This is a genomic window from Paenibacillus sp. FSL R7-0273 (genome assembly GCF_000758625.1).
Taxonomy (GTDB): Bacteria; Bacillota; Bacilli; order Paenibacillales; family Paenibacillaceae; genus Paenibacillus_AQ.
This window is the reverse complement of record NZ_CP009283.1, coordinates 2,077,749-2,096,109: the sequence shown is the minus strand read 5'-3', so window position 1 is coordinate 2,096,109 and position 18,361 is coordinate 2,077,749. Positions and strand designations below refer to the sequence as shown.

The following is an 18,361-nucleotide window of genomic DNA, read 5'->3' as shown; positions in this document are numbered from 1 at the left end:
GCCGGCCTTCCCCGCTACTCAAGCTCAGCCACGGTAACACCCGCGCCGCCTTCGTTGTAATTTCCAAGCCGGTAGCTTTTGACATGCCTGTGCTTGCGCAGATATTCCTGAATACCGGTCCGCAGGACGCCGGTTCCTTTACCGTGGATAATGTAAATCTGGCCGAGATTGCCCAGGAACGCTTCATCAATAAAACGGTCCGTCTCCATGATCGCTTCCTCAAGGTTCGCTCCGCGCAGATCCAGCTCACTGCGGATGTTCTCATCACGGGTGCGCTTGACAGTCGTGGCCTTGCGCAGCGCAGGCGCCGGCTGATCCGGTGCGGAGGACAGGAACTCAAGATCGCTCACATTGACCTTCATCTTCATGATGCCGAACTGGACAACCGCCTCTTTTGTTCCGCTAAGCTCAACAATATATCCCTTCTGGTTGACGCTCGGCAGCTTCACCTCGTCACCCGGCTGCAGCTTGCGCGGTGCCTTTGTGGTGCGGGTTACCGCCTTCTTGCGCGGTGCCGGCTCCGCCTCATCCAGACGGCGGCGTGCTTCAATCAGCTTATGCTCCTTGACGGAAGCCCCTTCCTCCATGGCCAGGCGGCGCAGATCGCTGATGATCTCTTCAGCCTCCTTGCGTGCCTTGCCGAGAATTTCGCTGGCATCCTTCTCTGCCTTCTCCAGCCGCTTGTCGCGCTGGCTTTCGAGCTTCTCCAGCTCAAGCTGCTGCCGCTTGCGGAATTCCTCCGCCTCACGGCGGATAACCTCGGCCCGCTCACGCTCCTGCTCGGCGGTAAGCCGGTTCTCCTCCAGGGAAGCAATCATATGCTCCACGCGCAGATCCTCTTCCTTCACTTCTCCGCGGGCATGCTCCAGAATGGCACCCGGCAGTCCCAGCCGCTCGGCAATCGCGAAGGCGTTGCTTCGTCCAGGCACCCCGATCAGCAGACGGTAGGTCGGGCTTAGGGTCTGTACATCAAATTCCATACTGGCGTTGATAACGCCTTTGCGTTCATAGGCATATGCCTTCAGCTCACTGTAGTGCGTTGTAGCAATCATCCGGCATTCGGTACGGTGAATATGCTCCAGAATGGCGATTGCCAGCGCCGAGCCTTCAGCCGGGTCTGTTCCGGCACCCACCTCATCCAGAAGAATCAGGCTCTTAGGAGTCATCCGCTTGAGGATGGAGATAATATTGGTCATATGGCTCGAGAAGGTACTGAGGCTCTGCTCAATGCTCTGCTCATCCCCGATGTCTGCATAAATCGCATCAAACACACACATCTGGCTGCCTTCCTCTGCAGGAACGAATAAGCCGGACATCGACATCAGGCTGAGCAGCCCGACCGTCTTCAATGTGACGGTCTTACCGCCGGTATTCGGGCCGGTCACGATAATCGAGCTGTACTGGTTGCCCAGCTCCACATCGAGCGGAACCACCTGCTCTGCCGGAATCAGCGGATGACGGCCCTTGCGCAGCTTCAGATAACCGCGGTCATTCATCCGCGGCTGGGTTGCCTTCATCTCGCGGGCCAGACGGGCCTTGGCGAAGATAAAGTCCAGCTGGCCGAGAATATCAACATCGTAGGCCATCTCCTCGGCAATACCGCCCACCATATCGGTCAGCCGGTGCAGAATAATCTCAATCTCCCGCTCCTCGCGCAGCCGGGTCTCGCGCAGCTTGTTATTCATGGCCACTATCGATTCGGGCTCAATAAACAGCGTCGCCCCCGAACCGGACTGGTCATGCACAATTCCGCCAAAATGGGACCGGTATTCCGCCTTGACCGGAATGACAAAACGGTCACCACGGATCGTCACAAGCTGATCCTGCAGCATCTTGGCTACAGAGGAAGAGCGGACCATCGAATCCAGCTTCTCGCGGATCCGTGCTTCCCCCCCGCGCAGCTCCCGGCGGATACTGGCAAGCTCGGGACTGGCTGAGTCAAGCACATTCGCATCCTCGTCAATGCACGAACGGATGGCATCCTCTACATGCTTCTGCTCGGAGAGCAGATCACTTAAGGCATACAGCATGTGAATGTGCTCTTCCTCATGCATAGCAGCGAGGAAACGCTTGACCCGGCGCGCACCGCCGATCGTGTTGCCTACGGAGAGCAGCTCAGCCGTTCCGAGCATCCCTCCAATTGATGCACGCTTCAGTGCGGGCCGGATATCGCTTACCCCGCCGAAGGAAGGAATGCCCTTGAGACGGTCCACATTGACCGCCTCGTCCGTGGCCTGGAGCAGCAGCTTCACACCTTCAAAGTCCCCTGAAGGCTTCAGTGCCTCCGCGGCAAGCTTTCCCATCCCGGTCTGCGTATATTGCATCAATTTATTTAAAATCTTGCGATATTCAAGCGTATGCAAAATTTTGTCGTCCAATTACAGTCACAGCTCCCTTCATAGATGTTTACATTATACCTAATTCGGCCCATTTGCGCTATTTGGGGCATAGAAAAGCCGGACTCAGGCCACAATAACAACTGCACATATCCTTATGCGAAGGCCAAAGGAGGTTTATCCAGTGAGATTTTTAGGTCATGTAGTCCGTTTCGTCGTCGCAGCCCTCGTGCTGCTGGTTGTCGGCTGGATTGTACCGCAGTTCACGATCGGCGGATTCTGGAGCGCACTGATTCTGGCTCTGGTTATCGCACTGCTCGGCTGGGTGGTTGAAGGGATTTTCGGCAAAAAAGCAACCCCGTTCGGCCGCGGAATCGTCGGCTTTCTGGTCAGCGCCCTGGTCATCTGGATTGCACAGTTCGTAGTCAGCGGAGTAAGCGTTACTATCTTAGGAGCCCTGCTGGCGGCACTGGTCATCGGGATCATTGATCTGTTCCTGCCGGTATCCACCCCGTTCGAAGCCGGCAAATAGCTTCCTGCAGCAAGCAGACAACGAAACCCCCTGTTTCCGGATTCATTCAGAAACAGGGGGTTTATTGTGTTTGCTCAGGCATAGACCGTTCCCTCCTCGGGAGAAGGCGACGCGGTGACGACCATGTTTTTGCCGCCGTGCTTGGCCGCATACAGAGCATTGTCGGTTTTACGGAACAGCAGCTCCTTGCCGTTACCGAGCTGATAAGCACATAATCCGATACTGACCGTAATCGGCTTGCCGCCCGCATAAGGATGCTCCATCAGGCTGATCGCCGACCGCAGCTCCTCTACAGCCGCGTTGGCCTCCTGAAAGCTTTTATCCGTAAAAATCACCGCGAACTCCTCCCCGCCGTACCTGGCAGCAAAATCGTTCAGTCCGATCATTCCCCTAACCCGGGCCGCAACCTCCTTCAGCACCAGGTCGCCGACCCAGTGGCCGTAGGTATCATTTACACGCTTAAAGTTATCGATATCAAACAGGGCCAGCTGCAGGCGCAGACCGTTGCTCTCACACTGCTCCAGCAGCGAATCCAGATATTCGTGGAAGGTTTTATGATTATACAGTCCCGTTAACGCATCAATTTTGAGCAGCTTGTCAGAGATTGCCCGCTCCACCATCAGCTCCTGCTCCGATTTGGTCAGCTGCTCCAGATGGTCCCGGACCTCATGTGCACGGATGATAACCATGTGGGACATTACAACAAACACAATAAACACACACTCGACAAGGAAAAATTCCAGCAGCGGCTTCTCCAGCACTATGCGTTCCAGACCGAAATACACTGCGGCATAAAAAAGAATACTGAATCCCCCGAGATAATGCAGGAGCTTCCTGTCAAAATAAATCAGCGAGATCATAATCGGCATCATCAGCGTCATCTGTGCCCCGTCCACAAAAGGCTCCAGCACAAAATACATCAAATAGGAGACGATAAAGCCGCAGCAGACAACAGCCTGCTTATGATATTGGGCAGCCGTGCGCAGCCACATTTCCGCCAGGACCATCGCAATGACAATCATAATATTACAGGCAACAAATAAATGGCCTTTACCGGGCAAGAAAGCCGACTTCACCTCAGGCATATGGGTGGACATCACAAAGATAAACTGGGCCGTGAGCATCAGCAGCACGAGCACCCAATATCCGTTTAAAATTCTGCGGTGCCATACTTCCGCCTGCTGATTATCAATAGCACTATAAATCTAAATCCCCTACTTTTAAGCACTGGTATAGTAGCTTATATTATAATAAATTTTAATTATCTTTGCACCATTTTTTTGCATGTTTCGACAAACAACGACGTTTATCTACTAATCAGCTATTTTTTCAAAGTTTATGAAAGACTTCCAGTAAAAACTAAACTAAGCTATGCTATTGAATATACGCTAAGGGAGGATGCTTATGTTCAAAAAAACGGCTTTATTGCTGTCTGTCATCTGCCTTATACTCCTGGCTGCCTGCGGGAGCGGACAAGAAAATCCATCCGCTTCAGGGAGCTCGCCGGAACCCGCTGCAGAAGCAGAGATTACGATTACCGCAGCTAACTACAGCTTTGACCAGAAGGAATATCATTTGAAGAAGGGCGTGCCGGTAAAAATCATTTATAAAAACGAGAGCGGCAACCACGGCATTCTCGTGCCTGAGCTGGAGCTGAGACTGGACGCCAAAACCTCCTCGCAGGTCATTATCCCTGAGGAAGCGGGGACTTATGAAATGACCTGTGCCATCATGTGCGGCTCCGGGCATAGTACAATGAGCGCTATGGTCATTGTGGAATAGACATAGACATGCAGAAGCGGATGCCGCCCTTTAGGGGCAGCATCCGCTTTGCCGTGCATCCGCCATTCAACTGTCCTGTTCGATCAGTTGAATCCATTCATTATATTCATTCTGCAGCTTGGCATATTCCGCCTGCAGCTCGCGGTGTTCCTTGGCCAGCCTGTCCATTTCCCCCTCGCGGAGCTCGAACTGGGCCTGCAGCAGCCTGAGCTGGCTCTGCGCAAGCTCAAAATTCTCCCCAAGCTCGCCCAGCTGCTGCTGTGCTTCACTGCGGGTCTCGCTCAGCAGCTTGGCCTGCGCCTCGGCATCCCCGGCCTCCTGCTGCCAGATCTCAATCTCTTCACGCAGCGCGGCTTCTGTCCCGCTCCACTGCATTTCACGCTGCTGAAGCTCATCGTAACGCTGCTTCCAGGACGCTTCAACCTCGTGCGCTTCGCGGATTGCCTCCTGCTGCTCAGCAGCGGCAGCTGCTGCCTCACGGGCCGCCTCGGACAGCTCTTCAAGCCGCTGGCCGGACTCCTCAATCTCAGCCTCCAGCAGTTCATATCTTTCCTGCAGCTGCTCCTTATCCTGCAGCAGCTCATCATACTGTGCGATCAGGTCCTCATACCGGCTGCGCAGGGCTGCCAGCTGTCTGCGCACCTCAGCCGACTCTTCAAGCTGCGCTGCCGACTGAAGCTCGGCTTCCGCACGCAGGCTTGCTTCGCGCTCCAGCTTGTCCTGCATTTCTCCGGACTGGCTGCGCAGTGACTCCAGCTCCCGCTTCAGGGCATCGGATTGGTCCTGCGCTTCCAGCAGGCTCATCTCCAGCTCGCCTATGTCAGCCATATGCTTGTCGGCAAGCTCCTGCCAGTTCCGCGCATCAGCTTCTGCCCGCGTAAGCTCATCCTGCACTCCGCTTAGTGCAGCCTCCTTTTGTTCCAGCAGGCTGTACAGCTCTGCTGAATCTTTGGCTGCCTCCTCGCTGTGCTCATGCAGCACGGCCAGATCCTGCTGCGCCTGCGCATATTGTCCGCGCAGCTCTGCTGCTTCCCCGCTTGCCTGCTCATAGCGCCCGCGCAGCGCGGCTGACTCTTGCTGGGCCTGCGCATACTGTCCGCGCAGCTCCTCCAGCTCGTCATTCAGCAGCGCGCCCAGCTCTGCTGTAGACTCCAGCTCGCTGTGCGCCCGGCCCAGCTCTGCTTCCTTCTCCTGCAGACGGCTGCGCAGCTCTGCTGCTTCCCGGCCTGCCTGCTCCTTGTGTTCACGCAGCGCGGCTGATTCTTGCTGTGCCTGCGCGTAATGCCCGCGCAGCTCCTCCAGCTCGTCATTCAGCAGCGTGCCCAGCTCTGCTGCAGACTCCAGCTCGCTGTGCGCCCGGCCCAGCTCTGCTTCCTTCTCCTGCAGCCGGCTGCGCAGCTCTGCTGCTTCCCGGCCTGCCTGCTCCTTGTGTTCACGCAGCGCGGCTGACTCTTGCTGTGCCTGCGCGTATTGCCCGCGCAGTTCCTCCAGCTCAGCACTGAGCAGCTCCCCAAGCTCACCCGCTGACTGCAGCTCCTCACCAGTACGTCTAAGCTGCTCTTCGGCGGCCTGCAGTGCATCCCTGAGTCCGGCAGCATCATTCTGCGTCCCGTCGTAACGCTGATTCAGCTCCTCCAGCTGCCCGTTCAGGAGTGCAACCTGCTCGGATGCAGCCTGCTGTTCAGCAGCAAGCTGCGCTTCCCGGGCCAGTAACGCTTCATACTGCTCCTGGAGGCTCTGCCGGGCATCGCGTTCACTCTTCAGCCCTGCTTCGGCAGCACGCAGCCTGGACTGAAGCTGTCCGCTGCCGCCGCGCAGCTCATTAAGCTGCTTGTCCAGCTCCTGGAGCTGCTGCTTGTGCCTGTGCTCCTGCGTCCCCTGGGACTGGCGCAGCTCCTTGTTCTTAGCCTGCTCCTTCTGCAGTGCTTCCCGCTCTTCGCTCAGCTCTTTCTCAAGCGTTGCCTTAGTCTCTGCCAGCTCCTTGCTGAGTGCAGTCCGGATCTCCACAACCTCGCCGCCAAGCGATTCTCTCGTACTGGCAAGCTCTTGCTCCAGCTGGGACAGCGTCTCCATCTTCTCCGTAAGCAGGGTCTCCCGGAGCCGCTCCAGCTCCTGTGCATGCGCAGCCCGCAGCTCGTCGAGCTGCTGCAGCCGGCTCTCTTCAAGCGCTGTCAATTCCTGTCTGTGCGAGTCGCGGCTCAGCGCCTGCTCCTGTTCGTAGCTGCTTCGCAGCTCCTTCAGCTCCGTCTCACGGGCCTGCAGATCTCCGGTAAGCTGCTCACGGGCAGCAGCCGCTGCCAGCTCAGCCTGCTCCAGCTGTTCGGCATGAGCCTTACGCTCCTGCTCCAGGGCGTCCAGATGCCGTTTACGCTCTTCTTCAGCTTCCGCTACCAGCCGGGCAGCCTCCGCCTTGGCTGATTCGCTCAGCCGCTCATATTCCTCCTGCCGCTCACGCTGCACTTCAAGAAGCCGCGATACCTCTACCCGCAGCTCCGTGCGCTCACCGGTCAGCATATTCAATTCATTTTTGAAGTCCTGAACCTGGATCGCCTGCTCCGCCATGTGTACGGCCGCAAGCACCGCAATTCTCGGTGTATCCAGTCTGGAATGGGATTTTGAAATAGCATGCATATGCTCGTCCACATAACGGGCGACTTGCTTCATATATTCACTGCTGCTTCCGACTAATTTATAGGAAGTTCCATATATCTCCACGGCGACACGGGTCCGGTCCATAGCCACAGTTGTGCCCTCCTTTGTATGTGTGCGGATTCTAAGCTGATTGCCCTGCTCCTATTGTAGCGTTATTCCTGAACATTTGGCAAAACAGCGGCTTTTTGAAAACGTTCTGCCGGTACCCCGCACTAAATATTCTGCTTATTCAGAATAGGAAAAGCCGCGCGAATCCCGGTTTCTAATTGGATTCGCTGCGGCTCTGCACAATTCCTGCTACTTTCTTAATTCTGCACCAAAAGTTTGCTGAAGCGCAGCAACGACCCCTTCATGCACTTCTGTTACCTCTTCGTCCGTCAAGGTATGCTCGGTATGACGGTACAGCAGCGAAATCGCTACGCTCTTCTTGCCGCTCTCCATCTTGCCCCCTGTGTAAACGTCGAATACCTGTACACTCTGCAGCAGTGTGCCTCCATTGTTACGGATGACGTCCAGCAGATGACCTGCCGGGACCGCATCATCAACAACTACGGCAATATCCCGCTCCATACCCGGGAAGCGCTGCAGCTCACTGTACTGCAGATTAGTCCGGGCATTGTCATACAGCGGCTGCAGCAGCAGCTCAGCCACATAGGTATCCTCCAGATCAAGCTTATGCTGCAACTCCGGATGAAGCTGGCCTGCCGTGCCGACCAGAGTCCGCTGCTCCCCTTCCTGCAGATAAATGGAAGCAGAGCGGCCCGGATGATAATCCTGCGGCGCATTGCCTTCATACACAATCCGTCCGGTCAGACCCAGGTAAGCAAACACACTTTCCAGCGCGCCCTTAAGATCGAAGAAGTCAACAGGCTCAGCAGCCAGATTCCACTGCTTGGCCGTGCGGGTTCCGCTAAGCAGCAGCCCCAGCACCGGCAGCTCGCGCGGCTGGCGGGTAAGCTGCTCCTCATCAGTGAAGAATACATTGCCGATCTCGAACAGCGCCAGATCACTCTGCCGGCGGTTCGTATTATAGAGGGCAATATCCAGCAGCTGCGGCAGCAGGCTGGTACGCAGCACACTGCGCTCCTCGCTCATCGGCATTGCCAGCTTCACAGCCTGCTCGCCTGCAGAGAACGCAGGGAACAGCTTGCTCTGCTCCGGCTGGATGAAGGAGTAGCCCATCACTTCCTGATAGCCGCCCAGGGCAAGCATACGGCGCAGCTCACGGCGTACGGATTGCCGGGCCGTCAGTGCCCCCGGGGTCGTAACGCCTTCAATCAGGGTTGTCGGAATGTTATCGTAGCCGTACAGACGGGCCACTTCCTCAATCAGGTCCACATCGTAGCTGATGTCGCCGCGGCGGGTCGGCACACGGACTTCAATCAGCCCCTGGGCTGCATCGCCGCACTTGAAGCTTAGCCGTCCGAACAGTGTCTTCACTTCCAGCAGGGAAAGCTCTGTACCCAGGTAGTTGTTCAGCTTCTCCAGCGAGAGTGTCAGAATCTTCTCAGGCGCAGCATCGCTGCCTGCCTCCACAATGCCTTCATGCACTGCACCGCCTGCATAGCGGGCGATCAGCGTTGCGGCACGGTTCAGTGCCGGAATGACAGCCTTCGGATCAACCTGCTTCTCGAAGCGCAGGGAGGCCTCCGAGCGCAGACCGAGCTGGCGCGAGGTCTTGCGCACAGTACCGCCTTCGAATCTGGCCGATTCCAGCACGATATTTACGGTATCTCCTGTTACTTCGGTGTCCAGTCCGCCCATCACACCGGCCAGGGCTACTGCCTTGGCTCCATCGGCAATAACAAGCATTTGCGGCTCGAGCTTGCGCTCCTGTCCGTCCAGTGTAGTCAGCACTTCACCTTCACGGGCAAAACGCACACCCAGAACGCCGCCCTCCACTTTATCTCCGTCAAAGGCATGCAGCGGCTGTCCGTATTCCAGCATAACGTAGTTCGTAATATCCACGATGTTGTTGATCGGACGCACCCCTGCGGCCATCAGGCGGTTCTGAATCCATAGCGGCGAAGGGGCAGGCTTCACTCCGGAAATATAACGCACTGCATAGTGGCTGCAGAATTCCTCGTTCTCAATCTGCACGGAAATGGAGTCGGAAGCTTTGCCTCCGGCTTCAACCAGCTCAGCTGCCGGGTCAGGCAGTTTCAGGTCGCGGCCGAGGATTGCACTCACTTCATACGCTGCACCGATCATGCTGAGGCAGTCGGAACGGTTCGGAGTCAGGTCGAATTCTAGGATCTCGTCGTTCAGGCCGAGCACCTTGAGAATGTCCTGGCCAACTTCCGTGTTCTCCGGAAGAACCAGAATGCCTTCCTGCTGCTCTTTCGGCAGCAGCTTGTCGTTCAGGCCAAGCTCTTTGGCCGAGCAGATCATGCCTTGCGACAGCACGCCGCGCAGCTTGGCTTTCTTAATATCCAGGCCAGGCAGCTTAGCGCCAACGAGGGCAACGGGAACCTTCTGGCCGGCTGCCACGTTTTTTGCTCCGCAGACGATCTGCAGGTCCTCGCCCTGACCGGCGTCAACGATACACACGTTCAGCTTGTCGGCATCCGGGTGCTTTTCCTTGGATTTCACATATCCGGTTACGATGCCGGACAGTCCTTTGTTGCGGCGCTCGACGCCGTCGATCTCGATGCCTGCGGTCGTGATTTTGTCCGCCAGCTCTACAGCGGTTACTCCCTCTAACGATATATAATCGGTCAGCCATCCGGTTGATACTTTCATGTCCGCTCACTTCCTTTTGTTTCAGATGTATTTATCTACGTGCCGGGTCTGCTTGCTGAAGATGTTTAAAAATATAGCCCGAACCAGTGATATTCATTATCGGGATAGCCGTGACTCCAGAGAATGTTTGGACTTCCGGCCGCTGTTGTCTTCAGATTTCCTGATTAGAACCGCTATTCGCGGTCGAAATCCGAAGACAAAGGCGGACGCATCCGCTCCTCCAGTTCCAAAAATTCCCTTCCGCCACTTTCCCCTTAATTTTAATTTCAAGTTCAACCTATCTAATTAAACAATCTTCTTCTGCCGCAGCCCCGCCAAAAATCTAAATCCCCTTGAACTGCTTCACAAAGCCCATATCGTTAGTGTAGAAGTAGCGGATGTCGTCGATGCCGTATTTCAGCATTGCGATCCGCTCCACACCCATACCGAAAGCGAAGCCGCTGTATTTCTCAGGGTCATAGCCGCCCATTCTAAGCACGTTCGGATGCACCATACCCGCACCAAGGATCTCCAGCCAGCCGCTCTGCTTGCACAGACGGCAGCCGTTGCCGCCGCATTTGAAGCAGCTGACATCGACCTCAACGCTCGGCTCGGTGAACGGGAAGAAGCTTGGACGCAGGCGGATGCCTGTAGCCGGACCGAACATTTCCTTCACGAACTGGTTGAGCGTTCCCTTGAGGTCGCTCATGCGGATTTTGCTGCCGATGACGAGCCCCTCGATCTGATGGAACTGGAAGGAGTGGGTCGCGTCATCATCATCGCGGCGGTATACCTTGCCGGGACAGATGATTTTGACAGGCGTTTCGCCCTTCATGGCCTGCATGGTACGGACCTGAACAGGTGAAGTCTGGGTGCGCATGAGCAGATCCTCTGTTAAATAGAAGGAATCCTGCATGTCGCGCGCCGGGTGGTTCTTCGGCAGATTAAGCGCTTCGAAGTTGTAGTAGTCTGTCTCCACCTCAGGGCCTTCAGATACCTTGTAGCCCATACCGATGAAAATGTCCTCAATCTCCTGAACCACACGATTCAGCGGATGAATCCCGCCCTGTGGCAAAGTACGGCCCGGCAGGGTAACATCTACCTTTTCAGCCTGGAGCCGGTTAAGTGTCTCCTGCTGCTGGAAGGCCTCCTGCTTGGCTGTAATAATCTCTTCAATCGCGCTGCGCACCAGATTCGCCACCTGGCCGATCACCGGACGCTCCTCGGCGCTAAGTCCGCCCATACCGCGCAGAACCTCAGTCAGCTCACCCTTTTTGCCCAGATATTTGACGCGCAGATCATTCAGCGCCTGCGGATCAGTAACCTCCTGCAGCTTAGCCAAGGCCTCGACCTTCAATGCTTCCAGCTTTTCTTTCATGGCATGCACTGCCCCCTTTAATCTTCGTATTGTACATGTTGAACCGGATTCCGTTCTAAACAGGAGGAAACCCTTATAATTCAACAAAAAAAGGCCTCTTCTCCCGGTAAGGGACGAAAAGACCGTGGTACCACCCTTGTTAGACAAGCTGCACCTTTTCCCTGTACATAGAGGTATTCCCTCCTGCGGCAGGGTAAAGACCTGTCTCACTTTAACAGAAATAACGGTCTGCGGCCGGTATCCCCTACTTAACATTCAGGGAACTGCTCCGGAGTGAACTTCGGCAGCTCTGCTCTCCCAGAAACGCTCTCAATCTATGGCGTCTCCTCCCTGTTGGCCAGGCACTGCGTACTTGTCTCCATCACTGCATTTGTTCAGATTATACGTATTCATCTTCATAAAGATATGCCTCAATATTATAAGCAAAAATCAGCCGTTTGACAAGCAAACATAAATTTAGGCTAAATTTTATCTGTTTTTAATCTTCCTTTAAGTTTCAGACAGCTTTTTCGGAGGATTTTTCAGCTAACCTTCAGCGAATCTTGATATTTTTCCTAATTAGTAAGGCCTGGCTCCCTTGTTTTGAGATACACAGGAAGCCGGGTTTTTAAACAGGGAGGGAAATTCATGCATAAACGAAGTAAGGCTTATGTTCTGCTGCTACTCAGCACATTTGCCGTAAGCCAGCTCCCCGGATTAACGGGATCTGCAGTATACGCCGCCTCCGCCGGTACAGCAGCCGCCGCAACGGCGCCGGCCGCCGCGGAACTCACCAAGCTAAGCTCAATGAATCTGGGGGCCTCCTTCAGTGTAAAGCTCAGCGATGTCAGCGTATTCACCCAGGACAGCGGAAATATTTTAACGTATACCCTTACTTACACCAATAGCTCAAGCAGCAGTGTCAATCTGGTCAATTACTTCTCCAAGGTGGTTACCGCCGGGGGCAGTGTGATCAAGGGAACGGCCGTCTCCGCAGACAGCCCGGTCAAAAAAATCGCCGGAAAAGAAACAAAGAGTATTACATACTACGCCAATATCGGTAAAGCTGCCAGCGTTAAAGGACTCAAAATCAATATGTTCGGCTGGAATTTCAGCAGTGCCAACTATGAGCAGCGCATCGGCACGTTCACCGTTCCCTCCAATTACTCTCTTGCCGCCCTTAAGGGGGAGAGTAAAAAGACGGAGCTGGGCAGCATTCCCGTAACGACCCAGGCCAGCTCGCTGCAGCTCTACCATTATAACGGCAAGGTATATGCAAAAGTGGGCTATAGCATCACGAATCTCGGCACCAGAGTACTGAGCGATCCCGGGTACAGCATGTATCTGAAGTCCTCCGGCGGTTCGGTATTTACACTGGCTCTGGATGAGAGCAGCTCTGAATACAAGATTCAGCCCCAGCAAAAAAAGACGCTGTATTTCATGACCGAAGTCCCTGCATATATGAACACTTCCAAAATGGAGCTGCAGATTGCCGCGCTGGATGAAGGCCTTAAGCTGTATCTGCCGGTGGCCTCTTATGCTTTACCTGCTGCGGTTACAGCTGATTTTACTGTCGCTGCCGGTGCCATTAAGAAGGTATCCATTGACAATAATGTTGTCGATATGCAGCTGAAGTCATCCGCCGTCTATGCGGAGAATGAGAATGGAATCTGGACCTACCAGCTCCGCGTTAAAAATACAGGCAGCACAGCAGTGACACTTCCGGCGTACGAGCTTTCCGTTAAATCAGCCGAAGGCTACACCTTCCCTGTCACGACAACAGCCTTCAGCAGCCTCACACTGAAGCCGCTGGAAGAAAGGCTGATTGAGCTTACCGCCAGCATACCGCTTGAGCTTGCCCAGGATACCCTCCAGCTTCAGGTCATTCCGCCAGCCGCCGCGGACAATTCAGGCAAAATCGTGCTTCCGGCAGCCTATTTCAAAATTCCGTACAAGCTGGAGAGCAACACTCATGTCACCACAGAGGCCAGTGTTACCAACAATTACGGCACGTTCGGCGTTACTCTGCAGTCCCTGCAGCGTCTGCCGTGGGGTGACGAGGATCTGGTCCAGGCCAGGCTCAGCATCCGGAACAGCAGCTCCAAGACGATTACGCTGCCGAAGCTTACAGGGATATTGAAGGCGGACCTGAATGATCTGACCTCCTCAACGCAGGTGGTCGTCGATAATGACGTGTCGATCCTCGCGCCTGGTGAAAGTGCACAGGTCACTGTGCTGGCTCATATTCCGTACACGCTGGATTACAGCCAGACCAAAATCATTCTCCAGGAAACCTCAGGCCAGTTCCTCTCTCTCAGCACGAGCGACGGAGCGGTAACAAGCCTTGCCCCGCTCGCAGCAGGCTCGGCAATCCGAATCACCTCTACCGGCAAAAAGGCGGTTCTTCAGGAGCGTCAGACAACCGTCTATACCGGCAGCAGCTCCAAAACGGTATACAGTGAGGTGGAGATGAACAGCGAGGAATCCCGCCAGAGCAATCTGTCCAGGCTGTATGCCTCGTTCCGCAGCGCGGACGGACAATATTTTGAAGCTGACGTCAACCAGTCCGAGCTTCCGACCGGTGCTGCCGGCAAAACACTGGTCACCTTCTCGGCGAATCTTCCGTCCGCAGTGGATGCCTCTTCCCTCCAGCTGTACATTGGACAGGCTGTTGCGGGCGGCAAGCTGACCACAGCCGGAACTGAAGCGGCCGGATATGTAAATACAGCTGCGCTGGCTCTGAATGTCAAGACGATAACCCCGCAGACTAATCTGAGCAGCGGCATATCCATGTTCCCTTATACACTTGCAGTCAGCAATTCTTCAGCCAGCCTGACAGCCGGCGCCACGAATCTTACACTGTCCGTTAACTACAGCCTGACTCAGGATTCCACCTATCAGACCGGGGCATACGGCCATAAGCTGGTGCTGCAATTTATTGATCCTTTTGGCCAGCTCTTTGAAAAAACGCTGACGTTCGGCACCGACCTGATCCCCGGCACCAGCAGCCTGTATACCACGACGATCAGCAGCACCTTGTTCAAGAGCCTGAGCGGCGGAAATTACAGACTCAAGCTGTACGATGAGTTCCAGGGCCAGCGGATGGAGCTGGGCAGCCAGATCTACGATATTACCGTCACTCAGCCTGCAGTGTCCACAGACTCGGACAAGGACTCTGACAAAGACAAGGATACCGGAACAGCCAGCGATGCTTCGACAGGCAGCACTTCATAATTTTTAACCAGGCATACCCGTTTCTATATATTGAGCAAGATGGAGGACCTCGGATGAACAAGAAAAAGACAGTGATTATCACTTCAAGTATCGCAGTGGTGGCTGCCGCAGGTATTTTAACCTATGTGCTGTGGCCGGATTCCGGCAAGGAGGCCAGTGCAGCGCCGCTGAATACCGCCATTGTGGCAAAAGGAAGCATCCTTAACGGTGTGTCCGGCTCTGGCTCGGTGTCGCCGATCAATACCGACAGCATCCGGACCAAAGAGGCCGGTGAGGTCGATCAGGTTATGGTGGCTAAGGGTGATGCCGTCAAAAAAGGCGATGTGCTGATCACCTTTGTAGCCAGCGACCTGAGCGACAAAATCAAGGATGCCGAGAAGTCTCTGGCCAGCCTGAAGACGGAGCTTGCGGACAAGCAGGAAAATTACAAGACGCTGGCGATGAACAATGCTACGGAGGAAGAGCTGGCTTCAGCCAAAAAAGCGATCGAGAAGGCCGAAAGCGACATTGCCGAGCAGCAGGAATCCATTGCCGACATCCAGGAGGATATGCTTCCTCCCGATCCGTTAACCGCCCCGATGGACGGCACCATTACAGCAGTCAATATCACGGACGGCGAGCAGGCCCAAAACGGCTCGGAGCTGTTCACGATGACAGATTACGAAAATCTGAGCGTTACTGTTCAGGTGGATGAGCTGGACATTCCGAATATTAAGCAGGGCCAGACGGCAACCATTACCCTCGATGCCCTGGAGGATCAGGAATTTGACGGAAAGGTCATTGAGATTGCCAAAGAGGGCACCTCCTCCAATGGTGTCTCCCTCTTTGATGTTACGGTAGGCCTGAATGGATCTGAGGGTGTACTGGTAGGAATGTCTGCTGAGGTAGCCATTACCATTGAAGAGAAAAACGATGTGTTAACTGTGCCAATTGAAGCTGTATCCGAGGTGAACGGAAAATATTACGTCAACGTTCCGGCAACGGGAGAGGAAGGCAGCGCCCCGGCTGATACTGCCGACGATACGGCCGGTGCTGCCGCCGGCGGACAATGGCCTGGCGAGGCTCCTTCCGGTGCTGCTGCGGATGGCCAGGAGCCGGGCGGCGATGCCTCCGGCGGACAGGCTTCTTCCGGCGATGCAGCGGGTGGACAAGAGCGGTCAGGCGATGCCTCCGGCTGGCAGGGGCGCGGCACGGAAGGACGCGGAGGCTCCTTCCCGAGCGGTGCTCCAAGCGGCGGCTTCCCGGGCGGCGGCCAGATGGGCGGCAGAGGCAGCTCAAGTGCTGCTTCCGGACAGAAGCGGGTTGAGGTCACCGTCGGCATTCACGACGAGAGCAATATTGAAATTGTCAGCGGACTGTCCGAAGGCGATGAAGTCATCATCCCGACCGTTATCAGCACAGGCAGCTCCTCCAGTACTGAACAGACCCAGATGGGCGGTATGGGTGGCATGGGCGGTTTCAGTACCGGCGGCTTCGGCGGCAGCGGCGGCGGATTTAGCGGCGGTACGGGCGGTCCGCCTTCCGGCGGGGGCGGCGGCATGGGTGGTGGCCGTCAATGAGCACGCAGCCGCTGATTAAGGTCGAGAACATGATTCACCGGTATGTGATGGCCGGTGAATCCATGACAATTCTCAAAGGGCTCAGCTTTATAATTGAACACGGAGAGTTTGTTGCCATCATCGGCCCCTCCGGCTCAGGCAAATCTACACTGATGAACATGCTCGGCTGCCTGGACGTAGCCAATGAAGGAGATTATTTTCTGGACGGCCAGGAGGTCCGCAAATTATCAGACAACAGGCTTGCCCAGATCCGCAATGAAAAAATCGGCTTTATCTTTCAGAACTTCAATCTGCTGCCCAAGCTGTCGGCGGTTGAAAACGTGGAGCTCCCCCTGATCTACCGTGGGGTCTCCCACCGGGAACGCAGGGAAGTTGCCCGCAATGCCCTCATCCGGGTAGGCCTGGAAGAGCGGATTGACCACCGGCCCTCAGAGCTGTCCGGCGGTCAGCAGCAGCGCGTAGCTATCGCCCGGGCGCTTGCCGGCACGCCTCCGATCCTGCTGGCCGATGAGCCGACAGGCGCACTTGATTCCAGAACCGGCAAGGAGGTTCTGCAGATGATCAAGGAGCTCAATGAACAGGGGCACACCATTATCCTCATTACGCATGATCTGGAAATTGCCGAGCAGGCCAAACGGATCATCCGCATCCAGGACGGTAATCTCGTCGAAGATCGGAGGCTTACCGGATCATGATGCTGTATCAAAGCATGAAAATGGCCCTGAAGAGCATCCTCAGCAGCAAAGTCAGAGCCTTTCTGACCATGCTGGGGATTATTATCGGCGTTTCGTCTGTCATTGCGCTTGTCTCCGTAGGCCAGGGAACGACCTCGCAGATTACGGAATCGTTAAGCTCACTGGGAACGAATCAGCTCACAGTCAATATCACCGGACGCGGGGCAACCACCTCTCTGACCTATGAGGAGGCGCTTGCGCTTGGTGACATTGAAGGGGTTGATAATGTATCTCCCGTCATAAGCGGTAATGTCACCGCCAAGCACAGCACTGAGAATGTTTCGGTATCTGTAGAAGGTATTACGCCAGCCTACGAGGATGTTCAGAATTTTCATGTGCAGTCCGGACGCTTCCTGCTGAATATTGACACAGAGTACCGCCAGAAGGTCGCCCTGATCGGTTCGGACACTGCCGAGGATCTATTCGGCACTGACAGTCCCGTCGGAGAGAAGGTTCAGCTTAATGGGACCAGCTTCAAGATCGTCGGCTTGCTGGAGAGCAAAGGCAGCACCAGCGGCGGCTCCAGTGACGAAAAGATCCTGATCCCGATCTCGACGGCTGAACGGTTCCTGCAGAGCAAGGGTGTGCGCTCCATTACGATAACTACGACCTCAAATGATAATGTCGAGGAGGTCAAGGCCAGACTGGAGACTGCCCTGGATGCCAAGTTCAGCGCTGCTGAGAATGCATACTCCGTCTTCGATTCCCAGGAAATGCTGGACACGGTCAATGAGACAAGCGCCACTCTTTCGCTTGCCCTGGGCGGAATCGCCGGCATTTCCCTGTTTGTCGGCGGCATCGGCATTATGAACATCATGATTGTTTCTGTCAATGAACGGACCAGGGAAATCGGTATCCGCAAAGCCATCGGCGCCAAAAAAATAAACATTCTGATGCAGTTTATGATCGAGTCTGTCGTGCTCAGCGGCTTAGGCGGCCTGATCGGGGTCGGCCTGGGCCTCGGCGCCAGCTGGGCTGTAGGCAATTATACCTCGATGAACGTTGCAACCTCCTGGAACATGGTCATGATCTCCTTCTCGTTCTCCCTGATCATCGGCATCGTGTTCGGCATGATTCCGGCGAACAAGGCGGCCAGAATGCGCCCGATCTATGCGCTGCGCAACGACTAGCCCCGTATAGGCTGAATAGAACCCGCAAGGCTCCGGCATGGAGCCTTGCGGGTCTTTTTTAGAGCCGGGCATTTATAAGTTTCCGGGGTCCCCGTTAATCACCTGAGCCAGCATCCCTGTAAAGGCCCCGCTTTACGGGTTTATTTTATATGCCGTCAGGAGTATCGTTTACATAAAAGTTGGGTAATAGGATTCAAGGGCTGGAATAGAAATAGTCTGTAGGGTTCAATACATAATTTTAAAATTTGTAGTAAAATTTGTTTATACTCTTATCTTTACCTTTGGTGTACTGATTTCCGGGCCTCGGGAATCCGTGCATCTGTT

At 55.1% G+C, this 18,361-nt stretch carries 11 protein-coding genes and 1 other annotated feature; of the genes, 6 read left to right on the top strand and 5 right to left on the bottom strand.

All coding sequences use genetic code 11. The annotated features are described in order from the left end of the window. Positions 1-14: 14 nt before the first annotated feature. Positions 15-2,378 carry an endonuclease MutS2 gene (locus R70723_RS08890; RefSeq protein ID WP_039871460.1) on the bottom strand — a complete coding sequence of 788 codons (2,364 nt, stop codon included), beginning with the start codon at positions 2,376-2,378 and terminating at the stop codon, positions 15-17. A 142-nt stretch (positions 2,379-2,520) separates the two neighbouring features. Here R70723_RS08890 and R70723_RS08885 point away from each other — a divergent pair, with 142 nt between their 5' ends. Further along, positions 2,521-2,868, top strand: a complete 348-nt coding sequence (locus R70723_RS08885) for a phage holin family protein (protein ID WP_039871459.1) — start codon at positions 2,521-2,523, stop codon at positions 2,866-2,868. A 74-nt stretch (positions 2,869-2,942) separates the two neighbouring features. On the opposite strand, the gene R70723_RS31970 is transcribed toward R70723_RS08885, so the two are convergent. Then, positions 2,943-3,992, bottom strand: a complete 1,050-nt coding sequence (locus R70723_RS31970) for a GGDEF domain-containing protein (RefSeq protein WP_231574911.1) — start codon at positions 3,990-3,992, stop codon at positions 2,943-2,945. A gap of 280 nt (positions 3,993-4,272) precedes the next feature. Here R70723_RS31970 and R70723_RS08875 point away from each other — a divergent pair, with 280 nt between their 5' ends. Continuing rightward, positions 4,273-4,650 (top strand): cupredoxin domain-containing protein, encoded by a 378-nt coding sequence (locus R70723_RS08875; RefSeq protein ID WP_039871457.1) that lies wholly within the window; start codon positions 4,273-4,275, stop codon positions 4,648-4,650. A gap of 66 nt (positions 4,651-4,716) precedes the next feature. On the opposite strand, the gene R70723_RS08870 is transcribed toward R70723_RS08875, so the two are convergent. The 3 genes from R70723_RS08870 to pheS all read right to left on the bottom strand — a co-directional run bounded on the left by R70723_RS08870 (position 4,717) and on the right by pheS (position 11,401). Continuing rightward, positions 4,717-7,392 (bottom strand): cell division protein ZapA, encoded by a 2,676-nt coding sequence (locus tag R70723_RS08870; protein WP_039871456.1) that lies wholly within the window; start codon positions 7,390-7,392, stop codon positions 4,717-4,719. Positions 7,393-7,599: 207 nt separating this feature from the next. Beyond that, positions 7,600-10,044 (bottom strand): phenylalanine--tRNA ligase subunit beta, encoded by a 2,445-nt coding sequence (pheT, locus tag R70723_RS08865; RefSeq protein ID WP_039871455.1) that lies wholly within the window; start codon positions 10,042-10,044, stop codon positions 7,600-7,602. A 322-nt stretch (positions 10,045-10,366) separates the two neighbouring features. After that, positions 10,367-11,401 carry a phenylalanine--tRNA ligase subunit alpha gene (pheS, locus tag R70723_RS08860; protein WP_039871453.1) on the bottom strand — a complete coding sequence of 345 codons (1,035 nt, stop codon included), beginning with the start codon at positions 11,399-11,401 and terminating at the stop codon, positions 10,367-10,369. Between the two features lie 106 nt (positions 11,402-11,507). Further along, positions 11,508-11,775: a binding site (T-box leader), on the bottom strand. 253 nt (positions 11,776-12,028) lie between these two features. Between pheS and R70723_RS08855 the strand changes: the two genes are divergently transcribed. The 4 genes from R70723_RS08855 to R70723_RS08840 are packed head-to-tail and all read left to right on the top strand — an operon-like array spanning position 12,029 to position 18,037. Then, entirely contained in the window at positions 12,029-14,614 is a 2,586-nt protein-coding gene (locus tag R70723_RS08855) for a hypothetical protein (RefSeq protein ID WP_052421239.1), read from the top strand. Between the two features lie 53 nt (positions 14,615-14,667). Further along, positions 14,668-16,173 carry an efflux RND transporter periplasmic adaptor subunit gene (locus tag R70723_RS34225; protein ID WP_039871451.1) on the top strand — a complete coding sequence of 502 codons (1,506 nt, stop codon included), beginning with the start codon at positions 14,668-14,670 and terminating at the stop codon, positions 16,171-16,173. Then, on the top strand, positions 16,170-16,868 hold the full coding sequence (locus R70723_RS08845; RefSeq protein ID WP_039871449.1) for an ABC transporter ATP-binding protein: 699 nt from the start codon (positions 16,170-16,172) through the stop codon (positions 16,866-16,868). The genes R70723_RS34225 and R70723_RS08845 overlap by 4 nt, the downstream gene beginning before the upstream one ends. Then, entirely contained in the window at positions 16,865-18,037 is a 1,173-nt protein-coding gene (locus tag R70723_RS08840) for an ABC transporter permease (protein WP_039871448.1), read from the top strand. The genes R70723_RS08845 and R70723_RS08840 overlap by 4 nt, the downstream gene beginning before the upstream one ends. Positions 18,038-18,361: the final 324 nt, after the last annotated feature.

Excerpts from the sequence above, each read along its gene's own strand:
- R70723_RS31970 (WP_231574911.1), bottom strand. The coding sequence starts at position 3,992 with ATGCTCACGGCCCAGTTTATCTTTGTGATGTCCACCCATATGCCTGAG.
- R70723_RS08875 (WP_039871457.1), top strand. The coding sequence starts at position 4,273 with ATGTTCAAAAAAACGGCTTTATTGCTGTCTGTCATCTGCCTTATACTC.
- pheT (WP_039871455.1), bottom strand. The coding sequence starts at position 10,044 with ATGAAAGTATCAACCGGATGGCTGACCGATTATATATCGTTAGAGGGA.
- pheS (WP_039871453.1), bottom strand. The coding sequence starts at position 11,401 with ATGAAAGAAAAGCTGGAAGCATTGAAGGTCGAGGCCTTGGCTAAGCTG.
- R70723_RS08855 (WP_052421239.1), top strand. The coding sequence starts at position 12,029 with ATGCATAAACGAAGTAAGGCTTATGTTCTGCTGCTACTCAGCACATTT.
- R70723_RS34225 (WP_039871451.1), top strand. The coding sequence starts at position 14,668 with ATGAACAAGAAAAAGACAGTGATTATCACTTCAAGTATCGCAGTGGTG.
- R70723_RS08845 (WP_039871449.1), top strand. The coding sequence starts at position 16,170 with ATGAGCACGCAGCCGCTGATTAAGGTCGAGAACATGATTCACCGGTAT.
- R70723_RS08840 (WP_039871448.1), top strand. The coding sequence starts at position 16,865 with ATGATGCTGTATCAAAGCATGAAAATGGCCCTGAAGAGCATCCTCAGC.